This window comes from Streptomyces sp. NPDC107528 (genome assembly GCF_055639295.1).
In genome coordinates this window covers 92,008-108,478 of the sequence record NZ_JBVKAV010000007.1, presented here as the reverse complement: position 1 = coordinate 108,478, position 16,471 = coordinate 92,008, and the positions used below count along the sequence as shown (strand labels likewise).

Annotated in this window: 17 protein-coding genes; 14 read left to right on the top strand and 3 right to left on the bottom strand. The window is 70.9% G+C overall.

From position 1 onward, the window contains the following. The first annotated feature begins 58 nt into the window (after nucleotides 1-58). The 7 genes from rpe (at nucleotide 59) to ACZ7L5_RS22845 (ending at nucleotide 6,594) form a co-directional block, all read left to right on the top strand. Entirely contained in the window at nucleotides 59-745 is a 687-nt protein-coding gene (gene rpe / locus ACZ7L5_RS22875) for a ribulose-phosphate 3-epimerase (protein WP_328882913.1), read from the top strand. 78 nt (nucleotides 746-823) lie between these two features. Then, entirely contained in the window at nucleotides 824-1,867 is a 1,044-nt protein-coding gene (locus ACZ7L5_RS22870; protein ID WP_328882914.1) for a sugar-binding transcriptional regulator, read from the top strand. Between the two features lie 94 nt (nucleotides 1,868-1,961). Next, a complete protein-coding gene (locus ACZ7L5_RS22865; protein ID WP_471518541.1) occupies nucleotides 1,962-2,276 on the top strand; it encodes a barstar family protein in 315 nt (104 codons plus the stop codon). Nucleotides 2,277-2,407: 131 nt separating this feature from the next. Beyond that, nucleotides 2,408-3,850, top strand: a complete 1,443-nt coding sequence (locus ACZ7L5_RS22860; RefSeq protein ID WP_471518540.1) for a GuaB1 family IMP dehydrogenase-related protein — start codon at nucleotides 2,408-2,410, stop codon at nucleotides 3,848-3,850. Nucleotides 3,851-3,938: 88 nt separating this feature from the next. Continuing rightward, a complete protein-coding gene (locus ACZ7L5_RS22855; protein WP_471518539.1) occupies nucleotides 3,939-4,424 on the top strand; it encodes a GNAT family N-acetyltransferase in 486 nt (161 codons plus the stop codon). 234 nt (nucleotides 4,425-4,658) lie between these two features. Next, the gene (locus ACZ7L5_RS22850) at nucleotides 4,659-6,131 is read left to right on the top strand and encodes an amino acid permease (protein ID WP_471518538.1); all 1,473 of its coding nucleotides are present in this window, start codon (nucleotides 4,659-4,661) and stop codon (nucleotides 6,129-6,131) included. A 10-nt stretch (nucleotides 6,132-6,141) separates the two neighbouring features. Continuing rightward, the gene (locus ACZ7L5_RS22845; protein ID WP_155054451.1) at nucleotides 6,142-6,594 is read left to right on the top strand and encodes an Lrp/AsnC family transcriptional regulator; all 453 of its coding nucleotides are present in this window, start codon (nucleotides 6,142-6,144) and stop codon (nucleotides 6,592-6,594) included. A 50-nt stretch (nucleotides 6,595-6,644) separates the two neighbouring features. Here ACZ7L5_RS22845 and ACZ7L5_RS22840 read toward each other — a convergent pair whose 3' ends face one another. Next, the gene (locus ACZ7L5_RS22840; RefSeq protein ID WP_471518537.1) at nucleotides 6,645-7,007 is read right to left on the bottom strand and encodes a hypothetical protein; all 363 of its coding nucleotides are present in this window, start codon (nucleotides 7,005-7,007) and stop codon (nucleotides 6,645-6,647) included. A 76-nt stretch (nucleotides 7,008-7,083) separates the two neighbouring features. After that, nucleotides 7,084-7,824 (bottom strand): GntR family transcriptional regulator, encoded by a 741-nt coding sequence (locus ACZ7L5_RS22835; protein WP_471518536.1) that lies wholly within the window; start codon nucleotides 7,822-7,824, stop codon nucleotides 7,084-7,086. Nucleotides 7,825-8,050: 226 nt separating this feature from the next. Here ACZ7L5_RS22835 and ACZ7L5_RS22830 point away from each other — a divergent pair, with 226 nt between their 5' ends. From ACZ7L5_RS22830 to ACZ7L5_RS22805, 6 genes are all read left to right on the top strand, one after another. Next, a complete protein-coding gene (locus ACZ7L5_RS22830) occupies nucleotides 8,051-9,208 on the top strand; it encodes an ABC transporter substrate-binding protein (protein ID WP_471518535.1) in 1,158 nt (385 codons plus the stop codon). Further along, on the top strand, nucleotides 9,205-10,104 hold the full coding sequence (locus ACZ7L5_RS22825; RefSeq protein ID WP_471518534.1) for an ABC transporter permease: 900 nt from the start codon (nucleotides 9,205-9,207) through the stop codon (nucleotides 10,102-10,104). Before ACZ7L5_RS22830 ends, ACZ7L5_RS22825 begins: the two co-directional genes overlap by 4 nt. Then, entirely contained in the window at nucleotides 10,092-10,904 is an 813-nt protein-coding gene (locus ACZ7L5_RS22820) for an ABC transporter permease (RefSeq protein ID WP_471518533.1), read from the top strand. The genes ACZ7L5_RS22825 and ACZ7L5_RS22820 overlap by 13 nt, the downstream gene beginning before the upstream one ends. Before the next feature lie 3 nt (nucleotides 10,905-10,907). After that, nucleotides 10,908-11,990, top strand: a complete 1,083-nt coding sequence (locus ACZ7L5_RS22815; protein WP_471518532.1) for an ABC transporter ATP-binding protein — start codon at nucleotides 10,908-10,910, stop codon at nucleotides 11,988-11,990. 45 nt (nucleotides 11,991-12,035) lie between these two features. After that, nucleotides 12,036-13,520, top strand: coding sequence for an HAD-IA family hydrolase (locus ACZ7L5_RS22810; RefSeq protein WP_471518531.1), 1,485 nt, complete (start codon nucleotides 12,036-12,038; stop codon nucleotides 13,518-13,520). A 120-nt stretch (nucleotides 13,521-13,640) separates the two neighbouring features. After that, complete coding sequence (locus ACZ7L5_RS22805) at nucleotides 13,641-14,837, top strand: MFS transporter (RefSeq protein WP_471518530.1); 1,197 nt, start codon at nucleotides 13,641-13,643, stop codon at nucleotides 14,835-14,837. On the opposite strand, the gene ACZ7L5_RS22800 is transcribed toward ACZ7L5_RS22805, so the two are convergent. Beyond that, complete coding sequence (locus ACZ7L5_RS22800) at nucleotides 14,806-15,351, bottom strand: Repetin (RefSeq protein WP_471518529.1); 546 nt, start codon at nucleotides 15,349-15,351, stop codon at nucleotides 14,806-14,808. The two genes, ACZ7L5_RS22805 and ACZ7L5_RS22800, sit on opposite strands and share 32 nt — an antisense overlap. A gap of 318 nt (nucleotides 15,352-15,669) precedes the next feature. Between ACZ7L5_RS22800 and ACZ7L5_RS22795 the strand changes: the two genes are divergently transcribed. Then, nucleotides 15,670-16,458: a carbon-nitrogen hydrolase family protein gene (locus ACZ7L5_RS22795; RefSeq protein ID WP_471518528.1), complete on the top strand. Its 789-nt coding sequence runs from the start codon at nucleotides 15,670-15,672 to the stop codon at nucleotides 16,456-16,458. The last annotated feature ends 13 nt before the right edge of the window (nucleotides 16,459-16,471 follow it).

Below are 16,471 nucleotides of genomic sequence, written 5' to 3'. Positions count from 1 at the left end.
AACGTCTTAGGTCTGTACTGGCGCGAACATTCGTGCTCCGGCATGGCAGTCTTGGGTCATGGCCGCGCAGATCAACCCCAGCATCCTGTCCGCCGACTTCGCCCGCCTCGCGGACGAGGCGAAGGCGGTCGAGGGAGCCGACTTCCTCCACGTCGACGTCATGGACAACCATTTCGTCCCGAACCTCACGCTCGGCGTGCCGGTCGTAGAGTCCCTGGCCCGTGCGACGGACACTCCGCTGGACTGCCATCTGATGATCGAGGCCCCCGATCGGTGGGCGCCCCAGTACGTCGAAGCAGGGGCCTCCTCCGTCACCTTCCATGTCGAGGCCGCCGCGGCTCCGGTGCGGCTTGCCCGGGAGATCCGGGCCAAGGGCGCCCGTGCCTCCATGGCGCTCAAGCCCGCGACGCCCATCGAGCCGTACGAGGATCTGCTCCCCGAACTCGACATGCTGCTGATCATGACGGTCGAGCCGGGCTTCGGTGGTCAGGCGTTTCTCGACATCATGCTTCCGAAGATTCGCCGCACCCGCGAGTTGATCAGCAAGCACGGCCTCGACCTGTGGCTCCAGGTCGACGGCGGTGTCTCGGCCTCGACGATCGAGCGGTGCGCGGAGGCGGGCGCGGACGTCTTCGTCGCCGGTTCGGCGGTGTACGGGGCCGACGACCCGGCCGCGGCGGTCCGTGCGCTGCGCGCGCAGGCGGAGGCGGTGACGAAGTCGGCGGCCTGGGCATGCGACCACTGAGCCAAGGGAACGTGAACGGCGCCCATCAGGGCGGATCAAGAGCGCCGGATCTGCAAGGATGAACGGCGAATCCAGAGTGTGAACAGCAGTGAGGAGATCGCCGTGTCGGGTATGTCGGCGGGCCGGTCAGCCATGCGGATGGGACCCGCTGAGCTGGTGCAGGCGGCGGCCATGGCCCGCCGCTTCTACCTCGAGGGCAAATCCAAGATCCAGATCGCCGAGGAGTTCGGCGTCAGCCGCTTCAAGGTGGCCCGGGTCCTGGAGACCGCTCTCGAACGGGATCTGGTGCGTATCGAAATCCGCGTGCCGGCCGAGCTGGACGCCGATCGCTCGGACGCGCTGCGCGCCCGGTACGGCCTCAGGCACGCCGTCGTGGTCGAGTCCCCGGCCGAGGCCGAGGAGTCGCCCGACCCCGAGAACCTGGGAGAGGTGGCCGCCGACCTGCTCGGCGAGCTGGTGAACGAGGGGGATGTGCTGGGCCTGGCCTGGGGCCGGTCCACCATCCACATGGCCGCGGCCCTGGACCGGCTGCCGCCGTGCACGGTGGTGCAGTTGACCGGCGTGTACGACGCCGGGACCGCCGAGCGCGGTTCGGTCGAGGCGGTGCGCCGTGCCGCCCAGGTGTCCGGCGGCGACGCCCACCCCATCTACGCGCCGATGCTGCTGCCGGACGCGGCCACCGCGGCGGCGCTGCGGCACCAGACCGGGATCGCCCGGGCCTTCGAGTACTTCGACAAGGTCACGGTCGCCTGCGTCTCCATCGGCTCCTGGGAGCCGGGCATCTCGACGGTGCACGACATGCTCAGCGACGAGGAGCGGGCCCACTACGCCTCGCTCGGCGTCGCCGCCGAGATGTCCGCGCACCTCTTCGACGCCGAGGGGCGCCGGGTCGGACGGGACCTGGGGGAGCGGTGCATCACGGTCAAGGCCGACCAGCTCCGCCGTATCCCGGAGGTCGTCGCGATCGCGGGCGGGCAGCGCAAGGGACCGGCGATCGACGCGGTGCTGCGCTCCGGGCTCGTCACCAGCCTGGTGACGGACACGTCGGCGGCGGACTACCTGTTGACGGCGGGTCCGTCGCCGAAGCCGACGCTCAACAGGACCGATCCGGACGGACACTGACGGTAGGTCAGGAAGGGGGCGGCCCGACGGCCGCCCCCTTCGTTCATCCGCTTCATCCGCTTCATCCGATCACTACGACCTTGGCGGTACTGAGATGACGGAGCTCGTGGTCCCGCTGGACCTCGACGGGATCACGGACAAGGCCGGCCTGATGGACCGCTGCGCCCGTGCCCTGGACCTGCCCGACTGGTTCGGCCGCAACTGGGACGCGCTCGCCGACTCCCTCTCCGACCACACCGTCTGGCCGGAGGGCGCCGTGGAGCTGGGGCTGCTGGTCGTCGTACGGAACTGGCGGGCGTACGCGAAGGCGCGGCCCGACGAGTGGGAGACCGCCCAGGACGTGTTTTCCGAGGCGGTGGACCGGACGCAGGCGCTCACGGTCGTGCTCGCTCTTGGAGGATCCTCCTAGGGGGTGTCTGACCTGCTTGGATGATGTGACCGTGCATCGCATTCCGGTCAGCATGGGACAATGAAGTACGTGCTCTTCCCCCTGGCTGACCTGTCCGGGGGCCACCTCTGATCGACTGGGATGTGCAGCACGTGCGTTTCCTCAATGACATCCAGCCCGCGTACGACCTGACGTACGACGACGTCTTCATGGTCCCGAGCCGCAGCGCGGTGGGCTCGCGGCAGGGCGTGGACCTCAGCTCCCCGGACGGCACGGGCACCACCATCCCGCTGGTCGTCGCCAACATGACCGCCATCGCCGGCCGCCGGATGGCCGAGACGATGGCCCGGCGCGGCGGCCTGGTGGTCATCCCGCAGGACATCCCGATCGAGGTCGTCACCGAGGTCGTCTCCTGGGTGAAGAGCCGGCACCACGTCCTCGACACGCCGATCGTGCTGGCCCCGCACCAGACCGTCGCCGACGCGCTGGCCCTGCTGCCCAAGCGCGCGCACAACGCCGGAGTGGTCGTCGACGACGACTTCAAGCCGATCGGCGTGGTCACCGACTCCGACCTGTCCGGCGTGGACCGCTTCACGCAGCTCGAAGTGGTCATGTCCCGGGACCTGCTGCTCCTGGACGCGGACCTCGACCCGCGCGAGGCCTTCAACACCCTCGACCACCACAACCGGCGCTACGCCCCCGCCGTCGACAAGGACGGCCGTCTCGCGGGCATCCTCACGCGCAAGGGCGCCTTGCGCGCCACCCTGTACTCGCCGGCCGTCGACGCCGACGGCAAGCTGCGCATAGCGGCCGCCGTCGGAATCAACGGCGACGTGGCGGGCAAGGCCAAGCAGCTGCTCGACGCGGGCGTCGACACGCTCGTCATCGACACGGCGCACGGCCACCAGGAGTCGATGATCGCCGCGATCCGGACCGTGCGGGCGCTCGACCCGCAGGTGCCGATCGTGGCCGGCAACATCGTGGCCGCCGAGGGTGTGCGGGACCTGATCGAGGCCGGCGCGGACATCATCAAGGTCGGTGTCGGCCCCGGCGCCATGTGCACGACCCGGATGATGACCGGCGTCGGCCGGCCGCAGTTCTCCGCGGTCCTGGAGTGCGCCGCCGAGGCGAAGAAGTACGGCAAGCACGTCTGGGCCGACGGTGGCGTCCGGCACCCGCGTGACGTCGCCATGGCGCTGGCCGCCGGTGCGTCCAACGTGATGGTCGGGTCCTGGTTCGCGGGTACCTTCGAGTCGCCGGGCGACCTCCAGCAGGACGCGAACGGCCGCCTCTACAAGGAGTCGTTCGGCATGGCCTCCGCGCGTGCCGTGGCCAACCGTACGTCCGACGAGTCGTCGTACGACCGGGCCCGCAAGGCGCTGTTCGAGGAGGGCATCTCCACCTCGCGGATGTTCCTCGACCCGGCCCGGCCGGGCGTGGAGGACCTGATCGACTCGATCATCGCGGGCGTGCGGTCGTCCTGCACCTACGCCGGCGCGGGCTCCCTGGAGGAGTTCGCCGAGAAGGCGGTCGTCGGCATCCAGAGCGCGGCGGGTTACGCGGAGGGCAAGCCGCTGCACGCCAGCTGGAGCTGACCCCAACTCCCTTGCCCATGGCCCCCGTTGTCCCGTTCGCCGGGAAAACCGGGGGCCGTTCGGCGTGCGCGCGTCCTACTGTCGCGGCATGGAGATCACCGTCTGTACGGCCGGCGACGTCGCCCTGCTCGACCGGCACCTGGGCTCGCCCGGTCGCACCTCGTTCCACGCCCGGCGATTCGCTCGGCAGGAGGCGGGGGCGTGCACGTATCTCGTGGCCTGGCTGGAGGGACGGCCGGCGGGCCACGCCGAGATGCGGTGGAGCGGCTGTGACGCGCCCGAGGTGACGACCGACTGCCCCGAGATCGGCGGGCTCGGCGTCCGCGAGGAGCTCCGCTCGCGCGGCATCGGCACCGCGCTGATCCGCGCTGCCGAGGGCCTTGCCCGGGAACGCGGCCTGCCGGTCGTCGGTATCGGTGTCGGCCTCGACAACCCGCGCGCGGCCGCCCTTTACGGCCGGCTCGGCTATCGGCCCCTGGTCGACTACCTCGACCGCTACTCGTACGAGGACGTCGACGGCGCCCTGCGCGAGTGCGTCGACCCCTGCGCTTTCCTGATCAAGGAACTGCGCTGATCGGACCGTTGCGCAACGGTCGAAAGCCGCCGCGCAACGAACACCCACCCCACCCCGAGGAACGCAATGATCTTGCGGGCATGCGCAAGGTTGCTGCATTTCACCAGCAACGCCGATCCTCGTAGGCTGTCGCCTCGTACGTGGCGTGGCAGGGACCCCGCTCGGTGGGTCCCTGCTCGAAGGGGTGCCGCCGGTCCCTGCCGCCCTGACCGGCAGCGATAAGGAGCCCAGCGCGTGCTCGATCAAGGCGCACCCCCGCAGAACCCAAGCCAGACCGCCGCCCCCGCGTCCCTCGGAGTCGGCGCGCGCCTCATGCGTCGCAAGCCCGTGGAACACCTGGTCGCGGAGGGTGGCCAGGGTGAGGGAGGGTCCCTGCGGCGCTCCCTCGGCATGTGGCAGCTGACCATGATCAGCATCGGTGCCACCCTCGGCACCGGCATTTTCGTCGTCCTCGGCGACGCCGTCCCGGAGGCCGGTCCCGCGGTCACCCTGGCCTTCGTGATCGCCGGTCTCACGGCGCTGTTCTCGGCCCTGTCGTACGCCGAGCTGGCGGGCAGCATCCCGGTCGCGGGCTCCTCGTACTCGTATGCGTACGCAACGATGGGCGAGCTGGTCGCGTGGGTCTGCGGCTGGTGCCTGGTGCTGGAGTACGGCGTGTCGGTGGCCGCCGTCGCCGTCGGCTGGGGCGAGTACCTCAACGAGCTGCTCGACGGGACGATAGGCGTCACCATCCCGTCCGTGCTGTCCTCGGCGCCCGGTGAGGGCGGGATCATCAACCTGCCCGCCCTGATCGTCGTGCTGCTGGCGATGATCTTCCTGCTCGGTGGCGTCCGGGAGTCCGCCCGGGCCAACACGATCATGGTCGCCGTCAAGATCGCCGCGCTGGTGCTGTTCTGCGCGGTCGGCTTCATGGGCTTCAAGTCCGGCAACTACGAGGACTTCATGCCGCTCGGCATGGCGGGCGTGAGCGCGGCGGGTGCGACGCTGTTCTTCTCGTACATCGGCTTCGACGCCGCCTCCACCGCGGGCGAGGAGGCGAAGGACCCCAAGCGGGACCTGCCGCGGGCGATCATGCTGTCGCTGATCATCGTGACCGCGCTGTACGTGCTCGTCGCGGGTGTCGCCGTCGGTGCCTGGAACTGGACCAAGTTCGAGGGCTCCAGCGCCTCTCTGGCCGCGATCATGAACGACGTCAGCGGCCAGTCCTTCTGGGGCACCCTGCTCGCGCTCGGCGCGGTCATCTCCATCGCGAGCGTCGTGCTCACCGTGCTCTACGGTCAGACCCGTGTCCTGTTCGCGATGTCCCGTGACGGCCTGGTGCCGAAGGTGTTCGGCAAGGTCCACAAGAAGACCGGCGCCCCTCGCATCAACACGGTCATCGTGTCCCTCTTCTGCGGTGCGCTCGCGGCCCTCATCCCGCTGGGCAAGCTCGTCGACGCGACCAGCATCGGCACGCTGTTCGCCTTCGCGCTGGTCAACATCGCGGTGATCATCCTGCGGTACCGGCGGCCGGAGCTCGAGCGCACGTTCAGGGTGCCGTTCGGGCCGGTGCTGCCGGTGCTGGGCTTTCTGTTCTGCGCGTACAACATGTTCAGCCTGGACACCGTGACCTGGGTGGTCTTCGGGTTCTGGATGGCGGCCGGTCTCGTGTTCTACTTCGTGTACGGCTATCGCCGTTCCCGTCTTGCGACACCAGAAGTGAAGTGAACCACCAGCAGTGCTGAACGATCTCGACGAACGCATCGTGCACGCCCTCGCCGAGGATGCCCGCCGCTCCTACGCGGACATCGGGCAACTGGTCGGCCTGTCCGCGCCCGCCGTGAAACGGCGCGTGGACCGGCTGCGCGCCACCGGAGCGATCACCGGATTCACCGTACGGGTGGATCCGGCGGCGCTCGGCTGGGAGACCGAGGGGTTCGTCGAGATCTACTGCCGGCACAACACCTCGCCGGAGACGATCCGGCGGGGGCTTGAGCGGTACCAGGAGGTCGTGGCGGCGTCCACGGTCACCGGTGATGCGGATGCGGTCGTGCAGGTCTTCGCCTCCGACATGCGGCACTTCGAGCGGGTCCTTGAGCGGATCGCGGGGGAGCCGTTCGTGGAGCGGACCAAGTCTGTGCTGGTGCTGTCGCCGTTGTTGCGGCGGTTTTCTTCCGGGTCGCCCACGTAGTTTTCCGGGTGCGGGTGGGTGGGGGCCTGTCGCGCAACTCACCGCGCCCCTTAGGCGGCGTTCTCGCGGACCTTCGTCAGCATGTGCCGTACGACCAGTGCGTGGGCGCCCGTGCCTATGACGAGGCGTCGGTAGACCGCACCCGCCGGGCCGGGGAAGCTGGCCCGTGTCTCGGCCCGCAGGTGTGTGTGGCCCTGCTCCGTCTCGTCCAAGTGGAAGATCAGCGCGTATCTCGAGAAGGGGTGATGGCCGACCAGGGCCAACTCCCGGCCCGGGGTCGACACTGCCACCCGGAATCCTCGGGCGCCGTCCATCCGGGCGGTCAGGTCGCGCCAGACGGCGTCGGCGTTCGCCTCGACGGTCGTCGTGTGCTCGTCCACGAACGGCAGTGCGTGGATCTCGGTGGCGTCCATGGGGGAATTCTCGCCCGCCCGCCACGCGGCGGCCTCCTCCGGCAGGCGGACCCGCATAGCCGCACGGCGGAGGGCGTCAGTCGGCCGTCTTCCTCGCCAGGGCGTTGTTGTCGATCGAGTTGTGCACGCTGAAGCTCACTGCGTCCGAGCGGTAGCGGTCGTCCGACCACTCCACCGGGCGGCCCTCGCGGGTCGTCGTCACGCGGCGGACCCGGAGCAAGGGGCTCGTACGGCGGATGCCCAGCAACTCGGCGTCCTGGGCGCCCGCTGACACCGCGTCGATGACGTGCTCGCCGTAGGCGAAGACCAACCCCGTGTCGTCGTACAGGCGTTGGGTGACGGAGGGGCAGTCGGGCTCTATGGCCTCGACGGCCGGGGCGATCCAGTCGGCGTAGACCGTGCGCTCCAGCAGGACCGGTTCGCCGTCCAGGCCGCGCATCCGCAGGACGTGCAACACCGGGGTTCCGGGGCTCAGTTGGAGGCGTACGGCGTCCTCCTTCGTCGCGGGTCGGTGTTCCTGCGCGACCACGTGGCCGGTCGCCTCCCGCCCCATCGCGTGCGCCCACTGGGCGAAGCTGCGCAGTTCGGCGAAGCTCTGGCTGCGGCGGCTGGCCAGGACCACCCGGCGGGCGCCCTGGCGTGAGCCGATGAGGCCCTCGGCGTTCAGTGCCGCGACGGCCTGCCGGACCGTCCCGCGCGAGACGCCGTACTGGGCCGCGAGATCCGTCTCGGCGGGCAGCAGCGAGCCGACCGTGTACTCCTCGCGGTCGATCGCCCGACGCAGCTCGGCTGCGATCTCCTCGTGTCGCGCCGTCATGCTTCCCCTCTGAGTCCGTTGCTGTGCACAGCGTGACCAGCCTAATCGAGACCGTCCGGCGCTCCGTGTCAGTGGAGAGTGTGCACGAATTCAGGGCAGAGGCTTTCGCCAGTGTTCATGAACGTGTCACCATCGGCGGGCCTACTGGGGCCAACTTGTTCAGACAAGTTCGAGCCCTTTCCTGGACAAGATCCTCCTGCAATCTCGCGCGTCCCCTGGAGAACCCGTGTCCGTTTCCCTGCCGAGAAACGCCGCTCTCGGCGGTGCACTCGCCGTCGTCGCCGTGCTCGCCCTGAGCGCCTGTGGCGCCGCCCCCGACAACGCGTCCACCTCCGCCGACGGCAAGAGCGCCGCCACCGCCACCTCCGCCGCAGACCTGGGCGGGATGGACAAGCTGGTCGAGGCGGCCAAGAAGGAGGGCACGCTGCACGCCATGGCGCTGCCCCGTGACTGGGCCAACTACGGCGCCCTCATCGACGGCTTCGAGAAGAAGTACGGCATCAAGGTCGCGGTCGAGAACCCCGACGGCTCCAGCCAGGACGAGATCAACGCCGTGACGTCGCGCAAGGGGCAGGACCGCGCCCCGGACGTGCTCGACCTCGGCAGCTCCTTCGCGATCAGCGCCGCCCAGCAGGGGCTGCTCGCGCCGTACAAGGTGGAGGCCTTCGCCGACATCCCCGAGGGCCAGAAGGACGCGCAGGCCCGCTGGTTCAACGACTACGGCGGCTACATCTCCATCGGGTGCGACGCCAAGCGCGTCAAGGAGTGTCCGAAGACCTTCGCCGACCTGCTGAAGCCGCAGTACAAGGGCCAGGTCGCCCTCAACGGCAACCCCACCAAGTCCGGCTCGGCCTTCGGTGGCGTGTACGCGGCGGCGCTCGCGAACGGCGGCTCCTTCGACGACATCCAGCCCGGCCTGGACTTCTTCGCCAAGCTGAAGAAGAACGGCAACTACACGCCCGTCGAGTCGACCCCGGCCACCGTCGAGAAGGGCGAGACGCCCATCAGCATCGACTGGGACTACCTCAACGCCGGATACGCCGAGGAGTTCAAGTCCAAGGGCGTCGACTGGCAGGTGTCGGTGCCGAGCGACGGCCAGTTCTCGCAGTACTACTCCCAGGCGATCAACAAGGACGCCCCGCACCCCGCGACCGCCCGCCTGTGGCAGGAGTACCTCTACAGCGCCGAGGGCCAGAACCTGTGGCTCAAGGGCTACGCCCGGCCGGCCCTGATGACGGCCATGGACAAGGCCGGCACCCTCGACAAGACGGCCGCGGCCAAGCTGCCCGAGGTCTCCGGCACGCCCTCCTTCCCGACCGAGGAGCAGCAGAACAAGGCCAAGACGGTCCTCGGCCAGGGCTGGGCGAAGGCCGTCTCCGGATGACGACCACCCTCACCCGGGTCGGCACGGCGCCCGCCGCTGCGCGCAAGCGGCGGAGCCGTGCCCTGGGCGGCTCGCTCGCCGTCGCCCCGCTGCTCGTTTTCACCGCGCTCGCCTTCGGACTGCCCGCCCTGGCCATGCTGGACGGCGCCTTCACCGTCAAGGACCCCGCCACCGGCGCGACTTCGTACAGCGCCGACAACCTGACCGCCTCGCTCCAGGGCGCGTACCTCACGGCACTGCTCGGCAGCGTCAAGCTGTCCGCCGTCTCCGCCGCGCTCGGCGCCCTCCTCGGGCTGCCGCTCGCCCAGGCCGTGGTGACCTCCCGTTTCCGCGCCCTGCGTGAGGCCGTGCTCACCGCGTCCGGGGTACTCGCCAACTTCGGCGGCGTCCCGCTGGCCTTCGCCTTCGTCGCCACGCTCGGCAACGCCGGTGTGCTGACCCGCCACCTGGGCCTGACGGACAAGGGCTGGGACCTCTACAGCTTCTGGGGCCTGGTCCTCGTCTACCTGTACTTCCTGATCCCACTGATGGTCCTCACCATCACCCCGGCCCTGGACGGCCTGCGCTCCCAGTGGCGCGAGGCGGCGCAGAACAACGGCGCCACGGCCGTGCAGTACTGGCGCCATGTGGCCCTGCCGGTCCTGCTGCCCACGCTCCTCGGCGGGTTCGTCCTGCTCTTCGGCAGCGCCTTCGCCGCCTACGCCACCGCCGCCGCGATGGTGGGCAGTTCCGTCCCGCTGGTCACCCTCCAGATCGCCGACGCCCTCTCCGGCAACGTGCTGGTCGGCCAGGAGAACGTGGCGCTGGCCCTCAGCCTCGACATGGTTCTGGTCGCCGGCCTGGTCATGGCGGTGTACCTGCCCCTGCAACGACGGAGCGCGCGATGGCTCGCCTGAACCTGTGGCGGTGGGGCGTGCTAGGCCTCGCCGGCCTGTACTTCCTGGTGCCGCTCGCCGCGTCGGTGGTCTTCACGGTCGACGTGCCCGGGCAGGGCCTCACCTTCGACGCCTACGGCCAGATCTTCTCCACCGACGGCTTCACCTCCAGCCTGTTGCTCTCCCTTGAGCTGGCCCTCGCCACCATCGCCGTCGTTCTGCTGCTGATGGTGCCCGCCATGGTCGCGCTGCGGCTCGGCGCGCCCCGGCTGCGGTCCGTCGTCGAGATCGTGTGCTCGCTGCCGCTGGTCGTGCCACCCATCGCGTTCGTCGCCGGGATCGGGACGGTGCTGAAGTGGGGGCCCGAGCACCTGTCGCGGACGCCGCTGTTCCAGACGTTCGTCGCGATCCAGAACCCCGACTTCCCGTTCGTGCTCGTCCTCGCCTACGTCGTGATGGCGCTGCCGTTCGTGTACCGGGCCCTGGACGCCGGACTGCGCGCCATCGACGTGCCCACCCTCGTGGAAGCCGCCCGCAGCTGCGGAGCGAGCTGGCCGCAGGCGCTGATGCAGGCCGTCCTGCCCAACCTGCGCGGCGCCCTGCTCAACGCCTCCTTCCTCACCCTCGCCCTGGTGCTCGGCGAGTTCACCGTGGCGCAGCTGCTCGGCTTCCAGCCCTTCGCGGTGTGGATCGTGAACGTCAGCGGCTCGCAGGCCCAGCTGTCCGTCGCCGTGTCCGTGCTCAGCCTGCTCGTGACCTGGGCGCTGCTCCTCGTGCTCGCCGGCTTCGGCGGCCGTACCCGTCCTACCTCCCGGGGATGAACCATGACCGTGCTTGAAAAGACAGCGCCCGAAAAGGCAGCGGCGCAGGCCGCCACCGTCGAATTCCGGGGGCTGCGCCGGGAGTTCGGAACCACCGTCGCCCTCGACGGACTCGACCTGACCGTGCGACCGGGTGAACTCCTCGCCCTGCTCGGCCCGTCCGGCTGCGGCAAGACCACGGCGCTGCGCATGCTCGCCGGGTTCGAGCATCCCGACTCCGGCCAGGTGCTGGTGGACGGCGAGGACGTCACCGGTATCCCCGCGCATCGCCGGGACGCCGGGATGGTCTTCCAGTCGTACAGCCTCTTCCCGCATCTGAGCGCCCTCGACAACGTGGCGTTCGGGCTGCGCATGCGCAAGGTGCGTACCGCCGAACGGCGTGCCCGGGCCGCCGAGTTGCTGGAGCTGGTCGGCCTCGCCGACAAGGGCGAGAGCTATCCGCACCAGCTCTCCGGCGGCCAGCAGCAGCGCATCGCCCTGGCCAGGGCCCTCGCCCTGCGCCCGCGCGTCCTGCTGCTCGACGAGCCGCTGTCGGCGCTCGACGCCAAGGTGCGGCTGACGCTGCGCGAGGAGATCCGACGGCTCCAGCGGGAGCTGGGCATCACCACCCTGTTCGTCACCCACGACCAGGAGGAGGCCCTGTCGATGGCCGACCGGGTCGCGGTCATGCGCTCCGGACGGCTCGAACAGTGCGCCGCTCCGGCCGAGTTGTACGGCCGCCCCGCCACCGCCTTCGTCGCCGAGTTCGTCGGCACGATGAGCCGCATTCCGGGCCGGCTCGTCGAGGACGGCGTCGAGGTGCTGGGCCGGCGACTGCCGGTCGACGGCGACGCACCCTCGGTGTCCGACGTCGACGTGCTGGTGCGGCCCGAAGCGGTGACGGTGCGCGCCGACGACGCGGCCGACGCACGCGTGGTCGCCACGGCGTTCCTCGGCGCGACCACCCGGCTGACCGTACGGCTCGCCGACGGCACCGAGGTCAAGGCCGACCTGCCCGCGCACGAGACGGCCGCGCTCGGCGCCGGCGCCGCGGTCAGCGTGTCGCTGCCGGAGCGGCCGGTGCTGGTGGCCGAACGCAGCCGCTGACTTCCGTACTACCTGCTGATCCCCCCACGCATGAAAGAGACAACCGTGACCCGACTCCCGCTCCAGGCCGTCTTGTTCGACATGGACGGCACGCTCGTCGACACCGAGCGGCTGTGGTGGGAGGCGGTGGAGCAGGTGGCCGGCCGGGCCCTGACCGAGGCGGACGAGCCGCAGGTGCTCGGCCGGGCCGTCGAACATACCGCCGACTGGCTGTCCGGTGTCACCGGCACCCCGGCGGACACGCTCGCCGAGGTGCTGCACCGGGAGTTCGCGGATCGCGTCCGCGCCGGCATCGTGCCCCGACCGGGCGCGCTCGACCTGCTCGACGCGCTCGCCCGCGAGGGCGTACTGACGGCTCTGGTGACCGCGTCCCCGAGAGCTGTCGCCGACACCGTCCTCGAAGCCCTCGGCGCCGACCGCTTCGCCGTCTCCGTCACCGCTGACGACACCGACCGCACCAAGCCCGCCCCCGACCCCTACCTCGCCGCCTGCCGCCTCCTCGACGTCGATCCGGCGGCCTGCGTGGCCGTCGAGGACACCGAGACGGGCGTCGCCTCCGCCGAGGCCGCGGGCTGCACGGTCCTCGCGGTGCCCTCGCTCGCCCCGATCGACGCGGGGCCCGGCCGGACCGTCCTGGACGGCCTGACGGGCGTCACCCCGCAGCGGCTGCGCGCCCTGCTGCCGTACCGGCTCCGCGTCATGAGCTGGAACCTCTGGCACGGCGGCACCAAGGTCCATGACCACCGTGCCAAGCAGCTCAAGGTCATCGCCGAGACCGACGTGGACGTGGTCGGGCTCCAGGAGACGTACGGCACCGCCGCCGAAGAACTCGCCGAGGCACTCGGCTGGTACCACCACGGCGCCGGGGAGAACCTCGGGATCATCAGCCGGTACCCCGTCACGGCCCCGCTCGGCGACCCCGACGTCGGGTTCTACGGGGCCGCCGGGGTTCGTGTCCGATTGGGAGGCGAGGAGGTCGACGTCTGGACGGCCCACCTGGACTACACGCCGTACGGGCCGTACGAGTCCGCGTTCGACGGGCTGCCGGCCGCCGACCTGATCGCCCACGAGGAGGTTCGGCTCGACCAGATGCGGGACACCCTGCGCCGGATCGACGAGACGGCCGGCCCCGCCGCGCCGGTCGTCCTCGTCGGCGACTTCAACAGCCCCTCCCACCTGGACCGGCCGGACGTGGAATGGCCGGTGACCAAGGCGGCCGAGGAGGCGGGGCTGCGGGACTCCTACCGCGAGGCCCACCCCGACCCGAGGGCCCACCCCGGCCACACCTGGTCGCCGATCCACCCCGTGCACGAGGACGGCAGCGGGCGCCCTGAGCCGCAGGACCGGATCGACTTCGTCCTCCACCGTGGCCTGCGCGTGCTCGGCTCCGAGACCTGCGTCAGCGGCCACCCGCGCCCCTGGCCGGACGTCGAGCACAACGAGTGGCCGTCCGACCACGCAGCCGTCATCACCACCTTCGCGCTGCCCGCCGCCTCCTCCGAGGGCGCCGCATACTCCCTGCACGAGTGAGCCGGATCGGCTTACCATCGATGCCATGACCTGGCGACATTGATCCACCAGCCGTGCCTCCCGAGGGCCACCTCGGCCGCCGTACCCCCGGCGTCCGAACTGTCCCTGCGGGAAGGCCTCATGACACTCTCACCTGCGCGCGTGCCCGGCACCGGCGTCCGCCGCCTGACGGCCACGCTGTACGGCTACTCGTTCCTGGACGACTTCGTCCTGTTCTACCCGGTGTACGCGCTGCTGTTCGCCGACACCGGTATGTCGCTCTGGCAGATCTCCTCCCTGTTCGCCCTGTGGTCGATCACCGGCGTCGTGCTGGAGGTCCCCTCCGGCGCCTGGGCCGACGCCGTCTCGCGGCGCCGGCTGCTGTGGATCGGCCCGCTGCTCACGGCCCTCGGCTTCGGGCTGTGGGTGGCCGTCCCGTCGTACTGGGCCTTCGCGGCCGGCTTCGTTCTGTGGGGCGCCGGCGGAGCGCTCGGCTCCGGTGCGCTGGAGGCGCTGGTGTACGACGAGCTGGACCGGCTCGGCGCCGCCGACCGGTATGCGCGGGTCATGGGCCGATCCCGGGCCGCGCGGCTGATGGGCACCGTCGCCTCCATCGGCCTCGCGGGGCCCGTCTTCGCCCACGGCGGCTACGCGGCCGTCGGTGCCGCGAGCTTCGTCGCCTGTGTCCTGACCGCGCTCATCGCGACCCGGTTCCCGGAGCACCGGGTTCGGCCGGAGACCGGGGGCGACAGCTGGGCGACGACCCTGCGGACCGGACTCGCCGAGGTCCGCAAGGACCGTGCGGTGCGTGGCGCCCTGCTGCTGATCCCGGCGGTGGCCGCGGTGTGGGGCGCGCTCGACGAGTACACCCCGCTGCTGGTCCGGGAGATCGGCTTCGCCGAGGCGACCGTGCCCTACCTGATCATGCTGATCTGGGCGGGCGTCACCGCCGGCAGCCTCCTGACCGGACCGGCCGAACGCCTCGGCACGAGAGGGCTCGCGGCGCTGCTCGCGGGTGCGGCGCTCGCCCTTGCCGTCGGCGCCGCGGCCCGCTCACTGGCCGGTATCGCCCTGCTGAGCCTCGCCTTCGCCGGGTTCCAGCTGGCGGAGGTGCTCGCCGACGTCCGCCTCCAGCACCGGATCGACGAGTCCCGCCGGGCCACCCTCACCTCCGTCGCGAACCTCGGCACGGAGCTCGCCACGGTCGCCACCTTCGGTGTGTACGCGCTGCTCGGCACGGGCGCCGCGCACAGCACGGTCTTCGCTGTGCTCGCGGTTCCCTACCTGGTGACGGCGCCGGCGCTGGCTAGAAGTCGGGCTTCCACGGCACGACCGTGAAGTCGCCCGTCCCGTTCTTGACCTTCTCGAAGGGGGCGGAGCTCACGCACTTGGGCAGCTCCTTCGTCTCGACGGGGTTGCCCGTGGAGGCCCAGCTGTAGCCGAGCCGGTCGTGGCGGCCGGCGTCGTGGACGGTGACGCCGACCCGCTTGCCCTTGGCGCCGGGCAGATCGGAGGAGGTGATGACCCCGGAGACGACGGCCACCTTCCCGCCGGTCAGCAGACAGTCGACCTTCGCCTTCGCCCGGGCGCCCTCGCCGTTCAGGTAGTGGCTGAACTCGAAGGTGCCGGTGGCCTTCGTCGGGTCGGCCGTGTCCTTCGCCGCCAGGTGCGCGTCGAACGAGAACGTGATGTCGTCCCCGGCCGAGCGGTACAGCTTGGCGGTGCCGGTCAGCGCGGCGGCCTCGCGCTGCCGCGGCGCGTCGCCGGACGCGGTTGCGGTGGCAGCGGCTCCGGCGCCGGCCGTGAGCAGGAGTGCGCAGCCCAGCACAACGATCTTGGCACGGTGCTTCATCGTGGTCCTTTCCGCAGGTCAAGCCAGGTCGAGTGGACGGCTCCCACTCTCCCGGCCCCGCGCCCGCGGCACATCGCGCCCGGGGCGCAACCCGCTCTCCGCCGTCCGGCGGGGGAGGCCGGTGGGACCTGCGCTGCCAGGAGGAGCGGGACTACGACCGGGGTTCACGCAACGAATCGCCGACGACCTGTCAGTGCACGCAACAAACCGCTCACCGGCGCGCAACGGCTCCTTCTTGTCCGCCCCTGCCGGCCGCCCGTACCGTCTACATGGCCCCTACACGGCCCTCAACCCCCTTCCGCCCGGTGAGGAACACGCATGCGCTCCGCCCTGCTCCAGAGCTCCGGCCGCCCCGGCTCGACCGTCGAGAACCTCAAGGTCCTCGACGAGGCCGCGGGCCGCGCCGCCGCGGCTGGCGCCGGGCTGCTGGTCACGCCGGAGATGTTCCTGACCGGGTACGCGATCGGCGACGACATCGCCCGCCTCGCCGAGCCCGCCGACGGCGAGTGCGCGGACGCGATCGCCGAGATCGCCACCCGGCACGGCCTGGCCGTCGTCTACGGCTACCCCGAGCGGGACGGCGACGCCGTCTTCAACTCCGCCCAGTTGATCTCCGCCGACGGCACCCGCCTCGCCAACTACCGCAAGACCCATCTCTTCGGCTGCTTCGAGCGCGACCACTTCACGCCGGGCGAGCAGCAGGTCGTCCAGGCCGAGCTCGACGGCCTCCGCGTCGGGCTCCTGATCTGCTATGACGTCGAGTTCCCGGAGAACGTCCGCGCCCATGCCCTCGCCGGCACGGACCTCCTCGTCGTGCCGACCGCGCAGATGCACCCGTTCCAGTTCGTCGCCGAGTCGATGATCCCGGTGCGCGCCTTCGAGAACCAGATGTACGTCGCGTACGTCAACCGGGTCGGCCGGGAAGCGGAGTTCGAGTTCGTCGGCCTCTCCACGCTCGCCGGCCCCGACGGGGTCGCCCGAACCCGTGCCGGTCGCGGTGACGAGCTCGTCCTCGCCGACGTCGACCCCGTCTTCCTCGCCGCCTCGCGCGAGGCGAACCCGTATCTGACCGACCGCCGCCCCGGCCTCTACGGGTCGCTCGTCTGAACCTCCCCCGCTT